Raw genomic sequence first — 14,704 nt, forward strand, 5'->3', positions numbered from 1 at the left:
CTGTGGTCAGTCACGGAAGTCGGGTGAGGGTGTGCCGCACGGCACGCTGGGCGCGGCCGAGCGCGGCCGCGCACTCGTCCGGGCTGTCGCCCACGGCGATCAGCGCGGCGATGCGGGGCACGATGCCGCGTGGGGGCAGCAGCAGTTGGCTGCCCGGGGCGACGAGCGGGATCGCTTCGACGATGCCGGGTTCGGCAGCGGCGTCGGTCAGATCGAGGGAGTCCACCGTGCAGTCGTGCTCGGGGTAGACGAAGCGGACCTCGGCGCAGCGGTCCCGGGCGGGGGTGAGCCCGGGGGTTCGGCCGAGCGCGATGTCCACGGCGGCCGTGACCGGGTCGACGCCGGTGGCGAGCGTGCCGAGCAGCGGGATGAAGTCGCCGCCGAGGCGGCCGTTCACCTCCACGACGCGCGGCCCGGTGGGGGTGAGGCGCAGCTCGGTGTGGGTCAGGCCGGTGCGGACACCGAGGACCGTGTGGGCCCGCGCCACCACGGACCGCATCTCGTCGGCCCAGGGCTCGTCGCGCCAGGGTGCGACGAGGTGGCCGGTCTCCTCGAAGTACGGGGCGAATCCGAGCTGTTTGCGCGCGACGTTCACGATCCGGACCACCCCGTCGGAGACCGCGCAGTCCACACTGATCTCCGGGCCCTCCAGATACTCCTCGACGATCGCGCCGTCCAGGGCGCTGATGCCGGGGAACGAGGAGGTGCGCGCCTGCTCGAAGGCGCGGGCGAGCCGGCCGGGGCCGTCCACGAGACTGACGCCGATGCTGCCGGCCAGCCCGCGCGGTTTGACCACGACCGGCCAGCCGATCGCCTCGGCGGCCTCGGCCGCCTCCGCGTAGCTGTGCACATGGCGGTACGCGGCCGAGGGGACCCCGGCCGCGCCGAGCAGCCGCCGGGTGGCCAGCTTGTCGCGGCAGCGGCGGGCCGCCTCGGGGCTCATATGCGGCAGCCGCAGCAGCCTGGCGACCTCGGCGGTGGTCTCAAGCAGGGTCTCGTCCCAGGTCAGTACGGCGCCCGGGCCGTCCTGGCCGTCAAGGAGCTCCGCCACGGCCTGTGCGGTGGCCCGGGCGTCGGAGGTGTCGGTGATCCGGAACCGGTCGTCCACGTAAGGGCGTTGCCAGTCGATGGCGGTGCTCTGGACGAGCGCGGTGCCGACCCGTGCGGCGACGGCGCTCAGCGCGTACGTGCGGTAGGGCGGATTGCCGCAGCCCACGACGGCGAGCCGGCCGGGCCGCCGGACGTCGACGGGGGCGCACTCCAGCGAGGCGTCCCGGATCGTGCGGCGGACGGCCTCCGTGACCCCGGCACTGTCGCGCCCGCGGAACCGGAACCGCATCCCGGAGTTCTCGTACCCGCCCTCGCTCAGCAACGTCCCCTTGTGCGGGCGTACTTCCGCGTACGGTCCGGGGGCCGCTCCGGAGGGTGCCCGGTCGCCGAGAGGACCCGGCAGGGCATCGGCACCGAGGGCGGTACCAGCAGCCAGCCCGCCACATCGGCGGGTCCTTCGAAGGCGGGCGCGGAGCCGGTCCCGATGCCGGTCTGCTGGGCGACGGCCACCGCCATCAGGTCGATCCCGTGCACCTCACGCCAGATGAAGGGCACTTCCGCGCCGCCGGGCCTGGCCCCGATCTCCAGTACGGTCAGTGCTCCGCCGGCGCTCTCGAAGAGCTCCAGATGGAAGACCGCGGGCCCGGCGAAGAGCGCACCGGCCGTCGCGGCGGCGATCTCCCCGATCCGGCCGAGGAGTTCGGGGTCGTCGATCTCGACCGACCCGAGTGCGGTGCCGGCGGTGAACTCGAGGCAGGTGCTCAGATAACGGGAGGCCCGCCAGGCGCCGAGGCCGCGCCCTGCGTCCCCTGTGTCCCCTGCGTCACTTGTGGCACCTGCGTCCCCTGCGTCCCCTGCGTCCCCTGCGTTTCCGGAGTACACGCCGTCGACGTGCAGCACCTCGTCGGGCAGCCACGGCTGTACGAGCATCTCGGTGTCGCGCGGGAAGGTGTACGCCCGGAGCGCTTCGGGGGAGTCGAGCCGCCGGATTCCGGCGCTGGCCGTGCCCCGCCGCGGTTTGACCAGTACCGGCCAGCCGTGCCGGGCGGCGAAGGACTCGACCGCGCCGTGGTCCGGCGCGTCGGCCGTCGCGGGAACGGGGACACCCGCGGCCGTGAGCCGCTGCGCCATCAGCAGCTTGTCCCGCAGGGGTTCGAGGTCCTCACTGCGCTGTCCTGGCAGGCCGAACTCGCCGCGCAGATCGGCGGCCAGATCGAGATCGGTCTCCTGGAGCGCCAGGATACGGGTCGGCGGACCGGTCTGCTCGGCCAGCGAACCGATCGCTTCACGGACCTGTTTGACGTTCTCCGTGCTGTCCACGATCCGTACGCCCGCTGCCTGTTCGTACGGCAGATGGCGGGCGGCCCGCTCGGTGGTGACATAGCTGACGCGGTGGACGGCGTGGTCCAGATATGTGGCGTAGTCGGCATACCGGTCGGTCCAGCGGTGGATGACCATCACGTGTTCGGGCACTGAGATGCCTCCAGGGGCAGGAACGAGCACGGGCGGGAACGAGCACGGGCGGGGCGGGAAGGCGGTACGGAGGCGGGGGCCGTCCGGGGCGCGTGGTGTACGGGGCGGGGGACCGGCGGCGCGGGCCGGCGGCGCGGGCCGGCGGTGGTGTCCGGCGGGTGCGCCGGACATCCCGCGCCGGGCGGCGGCTTCGCTGTGCTGTCCTTCGGCCGGTCAGCACGCTCCGGCGGTGGACAGGAGCGCGTGGTGCATGTCCCACAGCAGTTCCGCGCACTGCTCGCGGCCGACGTCCTTGGCGGTGAGCCGCACCGACAGGCCGGACGCGCTCTCCTCGGCGCGGGCGTAACAGCGCGGGCCGATCGAGGTGAAGGGCTCCTCCCAGGTGATGACGGGCTCGGTGACGGGCGCCGATTTTCCGGCGGAATCGGGCGGCTGCTGCTCCGGCAGGGTCACGTAGTTGAAGGCACAGACGGGTTCGGGCGCGTCCGGTCTGCGGGCGAGCAGCGCGGCGACGGCGGTGACGTCGTGCGCACCGTGGCGGAAGGCGCCGAGGCTGCTCCAGTGCGTGACGGACGCCAGTCTGCGCAGGTCGTCCTCGCGGGCGCCCTCGATCAGGGCCGGCACCCACTGGTTCATCGAGGTGACCACGTTCTTCCAGCGGGGGGAGAAGCGGTTGGCGCTCATCAACTGCACCAGCAGGGCGTCGGTGCCGCAGATCCTGGCCACGCTGCGGGCGTAGGCGGCGAGGACGACGCTGGAGACGGACACCTCCGCCGCCGCAGCGACCGTACGGGCGGCGGCGCGGGCGGGTCCGGAGCGCAGGGTGGCCTGGAGGACGCCCCCACCGGCGCCGGTCGCGGGCGGCAGGGCGGTGGGCGGCGCCTGGTCGAGGAGCCGGTTCCAGTGGCCGAGTGCGGCGGTCTGCCGGCGCAGGCCCGCTGGGGTGAACTGGTCGGCGGCCAGTTCGGCCGGGCCGGGTGCGGTGGCGGGTCCGGCACCGGACGGGTCGGTGAGCGCCCCGGTGAACTCCTGGCGCAGCACCTCCTGGGCCCAGGCGTCAGCGGCGATGTGGTGTTTGACGAACAGCAGGTGAGAGGCGGTCCCCGCCCGGGTCAACAGAGTGGCCCGCCAGCCGTGTTCATGGCCGAGGCGGAAGCGCAGGGAGGCCGGTCCCGCGACGAAGTCCCCGGGTGGAGCGCCGGCCGTCTCGACGACCGGCAGCGAGTCGGAGAAGTCGGTGTCGGGCGCCAACTGGCGTGGTGAGTCGGGGTCCTGGAGGTCGTAGCGCGTCCTCAGCGACGGATGGCGGGCGACAACGGACCGTAAAGCCGTGCGCACCTCCTCCGTGCCGACGTTGTGGGGGAGTGCCCAGAGCGCGGCGTTGTTCGCCTCGTGCCACCGGGCGCCTGGCAGATCCCGGATGTCGTCCCAGACCGAGAGCTGGCCCAGTGAAAGCGGTCCCGCCACAGACATGCACCCCCTCCATCGACATACATCCCGCAGAATTTCGCATGGTGGAATGAATCTTCCATGCGCCGCTGACGCTGCCACACACTGTTGAAGCCTGTCCAGATCGAACAGCCCCCCGCCGCCTCTACGTTCGCCGTTCCTCACCCCGTAACGCCCAGTAGTGGCAAGGGATTTGGGGCTTCCTGAAATTCGGCCGCCCTCGGAACTCCCGCGCGTGGCGCGCCCTCGCCGTGGCCGGAAAGTGACCCACATCACACGCCAACCTCGCCCCTCGCGTGAGAGTCTGGGCTCGTCTTCGGAAGTCAGTTTCCGCTATGCGAAATATGCGGAGCCGGATACGAGGAGAGCGCGAGGGCAACCGCCGGCGGGGTCCTGCATGGCGCAGCTCCGGCACCCGCACCCGGCATCCGGCATCCGGCCGCCTGCCGGAGAGGCAGAGCGCCGGCCCGCCCGGCCGCCCCGGACCATCGTTCCCGCACCAGACGAGGGGTCTCATCAACGTGACGCAACAGCCGTACCTCCAGGCCGGTTCCGCCGGGGAGTTCCTGCACGACTTCCTGCTCGGCGCGGTGGGGACGGCCCCGGACAGGCCGGCCGTCATCGAGTCGGCCCGGGCCGGGCAGACCACCGTGACGACCTACGGCGAGCTCGGCGCCCTGGTGCACACCTACACCGCGGCGCTGGCGGAACTCGGCATCGAGACCGGCGCCCGGGTGATCCTGGAGTCCGAGACGACCGCGCTGTCCATCGCGATGTTCCTCGCCTGCTCGCGGGCCGGCCTCACCTTCATTCCGGTGAGCCCCGAGATGCCGGGCGGGCGGCTGCTGTCCATCATCGGGACCGCCCGGCCCGCCCTCCATCTCCAGGCGGTGGACGGCGGGCGTGCGGACATCCCCCACGAGGTCGGGGCGGCCAGGTTCGGGCCGGGAGGGCTGGCCGTGGAGCGGATGCCGGACTGGCGTACGCCCCGGCGGCGTACCCCCTGTGTCACCGACCCCGCCTACATCATCTTCACGTCCGGCACCACGGGGCGGCCCAAGGGCGTCGTGATGAGCCACCGGGCCGTGGTCGCCTTCTACCGGGGCATGCTGGCCCACCGCCTCGCCACCCCCGACGACCGGATCGCCAGCACCTCGCCCCTCCAGTTCGACTTCTCGCTGCTCAACATCGGCCTGGCGCTGGGCAGCGGCGCATCCGTCGTCCCTGTCCCGCCGCCCCTGGTGCGCTGGCCGAGGCACTTCCTGCGGGTGCTCCGCGAGACCGGGGCGACCCAGGTCAACGGCGTACCGTCGATCTGGCGCCAGGCGCTTCGGTACGAGCCCGAGCGGCTGGCCGCGCTGCGGGGGCTGAACCGCGTCCTCTTCTGCGGCGAGGTGTTCCCGCCGGCCGAGCTGCGCCGGCTCCAGGAACTCCTGCCACGGGCGGAGTTCACCAACTGCTACGGCAGCACCGAGTCGATGGCCTGCTCGTTCGAGCCGGTGCTCCGCCCGCTGCCCGAGACGGCGGACCAGCTCTCCATCGGCGTCGCCCACCCCGGCGCGGAGCTGCTTCTCGTCGACAGCAGGGGCGAGATCGTCGAGGAGCCCGGCGTGCCCGGCGAACTCCATCTGCGCAGCCCCGCGCTGTTCACCGGGTACTGGGACGACCCGGTGGCCACTCGGGCGGCGCTGGTGCCCGATCCGCTGTCCCCGCAGTCGGGCCAGCTGGTGCTGCGCACCGGCGATCTGGGCGTACGGGGCAAGGACGGGGAGTTCTACTTCTGCGGCCGGACCGACTCCCAGGTGCAGATCAACGGCAACAGGGTCGAACTGGGCGAGGTCGAGCAGCAGTTGCAGGCACACCAGGGCGTCACGGCGGCCGCTGTCCTGGCGCTGCCGGGGCCGGACGGCGGGCAGCGGCTGACGGCGTTCACCGTGCCGGCCACGCGCCGGGCCACCGCTGACGGGCCCCACGGCGGGGGGAGTGCGGTGGACGCGGGTGTCCTGCGGGACTTCTGCGCGCGGACCCTGCCCCCGTACATGGTCCCGCAGGAGTTCCATCTGATGGACACGCTGCCCACGACGGCGAACGGCAAGGTCGACCGCGCGGCGCTGGCAGCGGGTGCTGGCTCCGTACCGGATTCCGGTGCCGGTTCCGCGCAGGGTTCCGGTGCCGGCTCGGTACCGGAGCCACCGGATGCAGCCGGGGCGCGTGCTGCGGCCGGAGCGCCGGATTCACCGGGAGTGCCGTCCGGGATTCCTGCCGGGGCCCCGGCCGTGCTGCGCGGGTGCGGTCGCTGAGTCCGCCCGGTCCGCCACGGCCCGGCGCCGAATCCGCCCCGTAGGAGAAAGCCTTGAGCAGAACCGACACGCCCGCCCCGCACCCCACCGAGCCCGCGGAAGGCCGCCTGCGCGCCTTCGTACGGGTCCGCGCGGGCGGGCTGCCCGGGGCCTTCTGGGTGCTGTGGGGCGGGACCCTCGTCAACCGGCTCGGCTCCATGGTCAATCCGTTCCTCAGCCTCTATCTGACCGGGATACGGGGAGTCCCGATCGGCACCACCGGGCTCATCCTCGCCACGGTCGGGGTGGGGTCGGTCATCTCGCAGCCGCTCGGCGGGTTCATCGCCGACCGGTTCGGCCGCCGGGTGGCCCTGAGCGGCGGCATGCTGGCGAACGGCGCGACCCTCCTGACGCTCGGCCACGCCCACAGCCTCGGCGTGCTCGTCCCGGCCTGCTTCGTACTCGGCATCACCATCGACTTCTTCCGGCCCGCCGCCCAGGCCCTCGTCGCGGACACCGTCCCCGCCGCCGACCGGACGCGCGCGTTCGGCCTGCTGCTGTGGTCGGTCAATCTCGGGTTCTCGATGGCGATGGTGCTGGGCGGTTACCTCGCGTCCCACGGCTACCAGTTGATCTTCTGGCTGGACGCCGGAGCCTGCTCGGTCTTCGCCGTACTGGTGTGGCTCGCCGTCCCCGAGACGCAGCCGCCCGCCGGGGAGCACAGCGCCGGCGGCTTCCTCACCCCGGTGCGCGACCGTGCGATGCTGGCCTTCGCCGGCATCATCGTGGTCTACGCGACCGTCTTCCAGCAGGCTTTCGCCACGCTGCCGCTGGCGATGCGGGGCGAGGGCCTGTCCAGTACCGCGTACGGCACGGTCATGGCGGTCAACGGGCTGGTGGTCATCGCCGCGCAGCCGCTGATCGGCCACCGGCTCGGGGCCTTCGACAAGAGCCGGGTGCTCGCCACCGGGTTCGGTGTCGCCGCCGTCGGCACGACCGTGATGGTGTTCGCCTCCACGACCCTCAGGTACGGGCTCGCCGTCGCGGTGTGGACGCTGGGGGAGATCCTGGTCTTCGCGATGACATCGTCCGTCGTCGCCGACCTGGCGCCGCCTCATCTCCGCGGGCGCTACAACGGGTTGATCGGAATGGCCTGGGGCACGGGCTTCCTGCTGGCGCCGGTCGCCGGCACCCGGCTGCTGCTGGCCGGCTCCACGACGCTCTGGCTGACCGCCGCGTGTCTGTGCCTCGTCGCGGCGGCGGGCCAGCTCTCGCTCGCGCCGGTCCTGCGCCGCAGAACCGCGCCCTGAGCACGTACCTCACGTACTCACCGGCCTCACGTACTCACCGATCTCACGCGCTCACCGACATCACCGACCTCCTTGAAGGGGACCCCCACCGTGCAGAAGGTGCTGCTGATAGAGGCCGACGTATCCGCGGGCGAGGACATACTGACCGCGGCGGCGGAACTCGGCATCGAGGCCCATGTGGCCACCCACGAGGACGTGTTCCGTTTCTACCGGCCCGACTTGAAGGCGAAGATCAGCGGCACGGTCTTCACCGACTTCTCCGATCCGCAGACGGCTCTCGACGACCTCGCCCGCTTCTGCCGGGAGACAGGTATCGACGGGGTGGTGGCCTGCTGGGAGTTCCTCTCGCCGCTGGCCACCCGCCTCGCGGACCGGCTGGGGCTCCCCGGCCACCGCCCTGAACTCGCCGACGCCTGCCGCAACAAGCGGCTCATGGCCGATGCGTTCGCCGCCCACGGGGTTCCCGCCCCGCGCACCGTGGTGGCCCAGGACCCCGCGGAGCTGGCCCGGCGCGTGGCGGAGAGTGGTCTTGGCTTCCCCCTCGTCGTCAAACCGGCCGAGAACGCGGCATCCATCGGCGTCTCGGTCGTACGCTCGGCCGCGGAACTCCCCGAAGCGGCCCGGCTGGCCCAGTCGCAGACCCACAAGACCTCGCATGGTCTCGCCCTCGACATCACACTGCTGGCCCAGGAGCACGTGGACGGCGACGAGTACAGCGTCGAGTCGGTCATCTCCCACGGCGAGATCCACCATCTGACGATCACCGAGAAGTTCACCACCGGAGGGACGAGCCGTGCCGAACTCGGTCACACCGTGCCCGCGCAGACCGCACCCGCCGTCGGTGAGGCGCTGTACGCGGCGGCCACCGCCGCGATCAGGGCGCTGGGTCTGCGCAACGGTGCCGCACACACCGAGGTGAAGGTCAGCAGCGCGGGAGCCGCCAAGGTGATCGAGGTGGGCGCGCGGCCGCCGGGCGATCACATCATGAGGCTGGTCAGGGAAGCGCTCGGCATCGACGAGGCACGCGCCTTCCTGCAGACGGTGCTCGGACGGCGGCCGGACGTCGAACCGCGGCGCGACGCGGCCGCCGCCATCCGGTTCATCACCGCGCCGGAAGCCGGAGTCCTCCGGTGGGCCGGCGCGCTCCCCTGCGGGGACCATGTCATCGCGACGGCCATGTCGAAGATGCCGGGGGACGAAGTGGGCGGCCCGTACGACAACATGGGCCGTATCGGACAGATCATGCTCCGCGGAGCCACCGCGGCGGAGGTCAACAAGGTGGCGGCCGAGGCCATGGAGTCGATCACGGTGGAGATGGTGACGCAGTGGTGAGGGACACGGCGTCCGTAGACTGACCGGCCAGTCCCGGATGGGCGGGCGTGGACGCGCCGGGGTGGATCCGCCGGCCGTACGGTCCTGCCCCGGAGCGGAGAATCGAGGTCGGCAGTCCGGATGCGGTCGATGGAGAGCCCTGACGTGGTGCCCGGTGCGCGGCAGGCCCGGTACAGCACCGTTTCCACGTCCCTGGCCCTGTGCGGTGACAGGCGACTGGGTGAACTCGTGGCCACCGCCGCACCGCTCGGCTCCGGTATCGGCGGGAGATCGGCGTTCCTCGAAGTCGCCGGTACACCGGTCTTCGTGAAGCGGGTGCCCCTGACCGGGCGGGAGCTCCGTCCGGATCATGTCCGGTCCACCGCCAACCTGTTCGGCCTGCCCGTCTTCTGTCAGTACGGCATCGGCGGGCCGGGTTTCGGGGCCTGGCGGGAGCTCGCTGCTCACACCATGACCACGAACTGGGCGCTCGCAGGGCAGTACCAGGGCTTCCCGCTGATGTACCACTGGCGCGTGTTGCCGGACACCGCACCGGCCCTCCCGGACGAGCTCGCCGACGTGGAGCGGGCTGTGGCCTACTGGGGAGGCGGGCCGGAGGTGCGCGCCCGTATCGAGGCCCTTGAGCAGTCTCCAGCGAGCCTGGTGCTGTTCCTGGAGTACATCCCCCGGACGCTGCACACATGGCTCACCGAGCAGGTACGGGCCGGTGACGAAACCGCCGACCGTGCTGTCTCCCTGGTGGAGAAGGAACTGGTGGCGGGTACCTCCTTCATGAACGACCGCGGACTCCTGCACTTCGACGCCCACTTCGAGAACATCCTGACGGACGGGAGGCGCCTCTACTTCGCGGACTACGGCCTGGCTCTCTCGTCCCGGTTCGACCTGTCGCCCCACGAGGCCGACTTCTTCGAGAGGCACCGGACGTACGACCGTGCCTACACCCTCAGTTACCTGGTGAACTGGCTGATCAGCGGTGTGTACGGGTACGAGCGGGCAGGGCGGGAGGCACTGATACGCGCGTGCGCCGAAGGGGAACGTCCCCCGGCCGGCCCGTCGGAGGCCGCGGCGGTCGTCACCCGCCATGCGCCGCTCGCGGCGGTCGTGACGGACTTCTACGGAAGGCTGCAGGACGAGAGCCGGGAGATTCCGTACCCGCTGGAGGAGATCCGCCGGATCCTCGAGCCACGGGGCTGAGGGCTTTATTGAAGTGCACCGCGAGCGCTGAGCTGGCAACCTGGCCGCTCGTCAATCGATACCGATCCACGAGTGAGGCAAGGGTGCGGACCTTCTCCGACACGGATCACGGGAAGCCCGACTTACGCAGCCCGTGGCGTTATCTGCTGTGGATGGCGGCCCGGCACCGGCGCCTCCTCCTTCTCGACAGTGTCTTCAACGTGATGTGGTCGGGCGGCCTTGCGCTGACTCCGGCAGTGATCGGCCAGGCCATCAACACCGGCCTGGTGGCGAAGGACCAGACGGCACTGGTCCGGTGGGGCCTGGTGGTCGTCGGGCTGGGCATCGCCACGGCGCTGTCCGCTCTGCTCGTGGAGTGCCTCGAACTGAGGCTCAAGGTCGAGCCCGCGTACGAGACGATGCGGCTCGTCACCCGCAAGGCCTGTGAACTCGGCACGACGGTCGACCGGAAGTCCTCGGCCGGCGACCTCGTCACGGTCGGCGTCTCGGACATCAGCCTCATCGGCCAGACCCTGGAGGTCGGTGCCCGCGGCGTGGGCGGAGCTGTCGCGTTCGTCGTCGTCGCCACACTCATGCTCGTCGCCTCCTGGCAGGTCGGCCTGCTGGTGCTGATCGCGGTGCCGGCCATCCTCTTCGTCACCACCCGCCTGGCCCGCACCCTGCGCAGCAGACAGAGCCGGCTCCGCACCCAGCAGCGCGAGCTCACCGACCAGGCCGTCGACATCGTGCGAGGACTGCGGGTCCTGCGCGGGATCGGCGGCGAGGAGCTGTTCAGCGGCCGGTACCGTGACGGATCGCAGCGCCTCCGGTCCGTCGCGCTGAAACAGGCGCGGGCCTCGGCGTTCCTGGGGGCGGCCAGAACGTTCCTGCCGAGCCTGCTGCTCGCAGGAGTGGTCGCCCTGGCAGCGGAGCTGGTGCTGACCGAGCAGCTGAGCGCCGGGCAGATGGTGGCCTTCTACGGGTACGCCACGTATCTGGTGGTGCCCATCAACCGGATCACCTTCGCCGTCTCCAAGGCCATGCAGGGCCATGTGGCCGCCGCGAACGTCATCCGGCTGCTCCGGACGGAGCCCGACGTCGGGCCGGGCCCCGAATCGGGTGCGGTGCCGGGCACCGGCGTCCTGGCCGACCCCGACTCCGGCCTGCGGGTACCCGCAGGCGGCCTGACCGCCGTCGTGTGCTCCGCGGGCGAATCGGCGGCACTGGCCGACCGGTTGGGGCGCTACGTCGAGTCCGGCGCGACGTACGCCGGGCAGCCGCTGGCCGGCCTTCCGCTGGCCGGGGTGCGCGAGCGGATCCTCGTCACCACAGCGGACGAGCACCTGTTCGCCGGCGCGCTGCGCCGCGAGCTGAATCCGGCCGGCAGGCCGGACGGCTCCGGCTCCGACGACCAGTTGTGGGCAGCCGTCGACGCGGCCGCCGCCCGGGACATCGTCGAGGCGATGCCCGAGCGGCTGGACACCCAGGTGGCCGCGGGCGGCCGGGAGTTCTCCGGCGGCCAGCAGCAGCGCCTGCGGCTGGCCCGCGCGCTGATGGCCGATCCGGAAGTACTGGTCCTGGTCGACCCGACCAGCGCTGTCGACGCGAACACGGAGAGCAGAATGGCCGAGGGGATGGAGCGCCTGCGCCGGGGCCGGGCCACCGTTGTGTTCACGACGAGCGTCCTGCTGCTGCACCGGGCCGATCACGTGGTGCTGGTCCTCGACGGAACGGTGGCGGCCGAGGGCTCCCACGAGTCGCTGATGGCGGACGCGCGCTACCGGTCCCTGGTCGAGCGCTGGACGGCCGCCGTATGAGCGCGCTGCCCGTCGCCACGAGCCGTGAACTCCGCGCGTATGTGCGGCGCGCCGTCCTGACCAACCGCGCCGAGTTCGGCCTGGTGATCGCCCTGCAGGGGTGCTCCGCGGCGAGCGGGCTGTTCGCCCCGTGGCTGCTCGGCACCCTGGTCGCGGACGTGACCCAGGGCAAGGACACGGTGGAACGCCTGGTCCTGCTGATCCTCGGCTGCCTGGCCGGCGAGGCCGTGCTGGTACGTCTCGCGGGGTACGCCGCCGCCGCGCTCGGCGAGAAGATCCTCGCCGCACTGCGCGAGGAATTCGTGACGGACCTGCTCGCCCTGCCGCCGGAGGTCGTCGAGGACGCGGACAGCGGTGACCTGATCACCCGGACGACCCGGGACGTCGACCTGCTCTCCAACGCCATCCGTGCCGCGATCCCGGCGACCCTGACCTCGATCGGCATCCTCGGGTTCACCCTCGGTGCCCTGGCGCTGATCAGCCCGGTCCTGCTGCTGCCGTGCCTGGTCTCGGTCCCGGTGTTGTTCGGCGCGGCCCGCTGGTACCTGCGACGGGCGCACCAGGGGTATCTGCTCCAGGCCGCCTCCTACTCGCGGCTGACCGAGAGCCTGGCGGAGACCGTCGAGGGCGCCCGTACGGTCGACGGGCTGCGGCTGACCGCCCGCCGGATGGACCAGCTCAACGAGGACATCGCCCGCGCCTATGCCGCCGAACGCCACACCCTGCGGCTGCGCAATGTCTTCCTCCCGCTGTGCGACGCCAGTTACGCCCTGCCGGTGGCCGCGATGCTGATCATCGGCGGCTCGCTCTATCTGCACGGAGTGGTGTCCCTGGCCGCCGTCACCGCCGGCACGCTGTACGCCTCGCAGCTGCTCAACCCGGTGGACCAGCTGATGTACTGGCTGGACGAGCTCCAGCAGGCGGGCGCCGCGCTGGCCCGGCTGCTGGGTCTCGCGCGGTTCAGGGAAGCCCCCTCCGTACCGGCGCCCCGGACGCCGGCCGCGGCTCCGTCGGACGGGCAGGGCGGTGCCCCGCCGCGGGACATCGAGGTACGGGATCTGCGCTACGCCTACCAGCCGGAGCAGGAGGTGCTGCGCGGCATCGACCTGACCATCGGGCAGGGCGAATGGCTCGCCGTCGTCGGGCCATCGGGCGCCGGCAAGTCGACGCTGGCCAAGCTGCTGGCCGGTATCTACCGACCGCCCACCGGCGGCATCACCGTGGGCGGCCGGGACATCGCCGGCCTGACCCCCGCCGAGCGGCGCGGCACGGTGGCGCTGGTGACCCAGGAGCACCACGTCTTCCGTGGCACGCTGCGCGACAACCTGACCATCGCGCGACCGGACGCGGGAGACGACGAGATGGCGGCCGCCCTGAGTGCGGTCGACGCGTGGGACTGGGCCGAGGCGATGGGCGTGGACACCGCGGTCGGTCCCGGGGGACAGGCGCTGGACCCGGCGAAGGTACAGCAACTGGCCCTGGCCCGGCTCATCCTGGCGAGTCCGGACGTCCTGATCCTGGACGAGGCGACCTCACTGCTCAATCCGTCGGCCGCGCGGCACCTGGAACGCTCGCTGGCCGCCGTCACGAGCGGCCGCACCGTGATCGCCGTGGTGCACCGGCTGCACACCGCCCGGGACGCCGACCGGATCGCGGTTCTCGACGACGGCCGGATCACCGAATTCGGCCCCCACGAGGAGCTGCTCGCCAAGAACGGCGCCTATGCGGGGCTGTGGCGCGCCTGGCAGGGATAGAGGGCGCGCCTGGCAGGGACAGAGCATGCCGGTGACCGCCCGTCCGCCGGCCGGGGGAGCGGTGTCACCGCGCCGGGCCGGCCGGCGGCCCGGCGTCGCCCGTCGGCCCGATCCGGTGTCCCGTCGCGGCCAGCCCTTCCGTGACGGCCTCGGTGAAGGCCGCCACCGCCTCGTTGTGCCGCTGCGCCACCCACACCACTGAGGTCAGCCAGGCCAGCGCCCGGCTGGTGACCGGGCGCCAGACGAGGCCGTCGGGCAGCTGGGTCGCCGGGCTCTCGTTGAGATGGATTCCGCGCCCGGCCAGCACCAGCCCATGGACGAATCCCGGGTTGCGCGCATGCCGGATCGCCCCGGGCAGGAACCCCTCGTCCCGGCAGACGGCGAGCATGTGGTCGTAGAGACCGGGCGCCATCTCCCGGGGAAAGATGATCAGCGGGGACCCGTCCAGGTCCCTCAGCCGTACGGGGCCCTGCGGGCCTGCCGCCGCCGGATGGGCGGCGGGCAGCACCACGCCCAGCTCGCGCCGGGCCACCGGGCCCGACTCCAGGCCCACGGTGTCGGCGGGGTGCCGTACCACCGCCACGTCCAGCTTGTCCGACCGCAGCCGCGAGAGCTGTTCGTCGGTGGTCAGCTCGTGCAGGTCGAGCAGTACGTCCGGAATCCGGCCGGCGAAGGCGGCCGTCAGCGTCGGCAGCGCCACCGGGTGGGTGTCCGGCGGGAATCCGGCCCGCAGCACCCCCGCCTCGCCGGGCCTGATCCGGCGCATGGCCTCGCGTGCCGTGGCCACCCCGGACAGCACCGGCCGTACGTGCTCCAGCAGGAGGGCGCCCGCCTCGGTGAGCCGCACATGGGGACGGGACCGGTCGAACAGCTGCACCCCCAGCTCGTGTTCCAGATCGCGGATGCGCTGGGACAGCGGCGGCTGGGCCATGTGCAGACGGCTCGCGGCCCGGCCGAAGTGCAGCTCCTCTGCCAGCACGGCGAAATAGTGCAGATGGCGTAGCTCCATGGCAGGACCATATCGCTGCGATATCGACGCAGGTCGTTATTGGTCTTGGCCCACGGAC

Annotated in this window: 10 protein-coding genes; 6 read left to right on the forward strand and 4 right to left on the reverse strand. The window is 72.1% G+C overall.

The genetic code is table 11. From position 1 onward, the window contains the following. Positions 1-10 precede the first annotated feature (10 nt). The 3 genes from OG210_RS28675 to OG210_RS28685 form a co-directional block, all read right to left on the reverse strand. Positions 11-1,372, reverse strand: a complete 1,362-nt coding sequence (locus OG210_RS28675) for an ATP-grasp domain-containing protein (protein ID WP_371539372.1) — start codon at positions 1,370-1,372, stop codon at positions 11-13. Further along, positions 1,366-2,523 carry an acetyl-CoA carboxylase biotin carboxylase subunit family protein gene (locus OG210_RS28680; protein ID WP_371539375.1) on the reverse strand — a complete coding sequence of 386 codons (1,158 nt, stop codon included), beginning with the start codon at positions 2,521-2,523 and terminating at the stop codon, positions 1,366-1,368. Before OG210_RS28680 ends, OG210_RS28675 begins: the two co-directional genes overlap by 7 nt. 213 nt (positions 2,524-2,736) lie before the next feature. Continuing rightward, on the reverse strand, positions 2,737-3,996 hold the full coding sequence (locus tag OG210_RS28685; RefSeq protein ID WP_328324356.1) for a condensation domain-containing protein: 1,260 nt from the start codon (positions 3,994-3,996) through the stop codon (positions 2,737-2,739). A 497-nt stretch (positions 3,997-4,493) separates the two neighbouring features. On the opposite strand from OG210_RS28685, the gene OG210_RS28690 reads away from it, so the two are divergent. From OG210_RS28690 to OG210_RS28715, 6 genes are all read left to right on the forward strand, one after another. After that, the gene (locus OG210_RS28690) at positions 4,494-6,272 is read left to right on the forward strand and encodes an AMP-binding protein (protein WP_371539378.1); all 1,779 of its coding nucleotides are present in this window, start codon (positions 4,494-4,496) and stop codon (positions 6,270-6,272) included. A 53-nt stretch (positions 6,273-6,325) separates the two neighbouring features. Beyond that, positions 6,326-7,561 carry an MDR family MFS transporter gene (locus OG210_RS28695; protein ID WP_371539382.1) on the forward strand — a complete coding sequence of 412 codons (1,236 nt, stop codon included), beginning with the start codon at positions 6,326-6,328 and terminating at the stop codon, positions 7,559-7,561. Positions 7,562-7,651: 90 nt separating this feature from the next. Then, on the forward strand, positions 7,652-8,893 hold the full coding sequence (locus OG210_RS28700) for an ATP-grasp domain-containing protein (RefSeq protein WP_371539385.1): 1,242 nt from the start codon (positions 7,652-7,654) through the stop codon (positions 8,891-8,893). A gap of 129 nt (positions 8,894-9,022) precedes the next feature. After that, positions 9,023-10,087 (forward strand): protein kinase family protein, encoded by a 1,065-nt coding sequence (locus OG210_RS28705; protein WP_371539388.1) that lies wholly within the window; start codon positions 9,023-9,025, stop codon positions 10,085-10,087. Between the two features lie 152 nt (positions 10,088-10,239). After that, a complete protein-coding gene (locus OG210_RS28710) occupies positions 10,240-11,883 on the forward strand; it encodes an ABC transporter transmembrane domain-containing protein (RefSeq protein WP_371539390.1) in 1,644 nt (547 codons plus the stop codon). Then, entirely contained in the window at positions 11,880-13,637 is a 1,758-nt protein-coding gene (locus OG210_RS28715; RefSeq protein ID WP_328324345.1) for an ABC transporter ATP-binding protein, read from the forward strand. The genes OG210_RS28710 and OG210_RS28715 overlap by 4 nt, the downstream gene beginning before the upstream one ends. 64 nt (positions 13,638-13,701) lie before the next feature. Here the strand turns inward: OG210_RS28715 and OG210_RS28720 are convergent, their stop codons facing one another. Further along, entirely contained in the window at positions 13,702-14,646 is a 945-nt protein-coding gene (locus OG210_RS28720; RefSeq protein ID WP_328324343.1) for a LysR substrate-binding domain-containing protein, read from the reverse strand. Positions 14,647-14,704 lie beyond the last annotated feature (58 nt).

It is taken from the genome of Streptomyces sp. NBC_00466 (assembly GCF_041433995.1).
Taxonomy (GTDB): Bacteria; Actinomycetota; Actinomycetes; order Streptomycetales; family Streptomycetaceae; genus Streptomyces.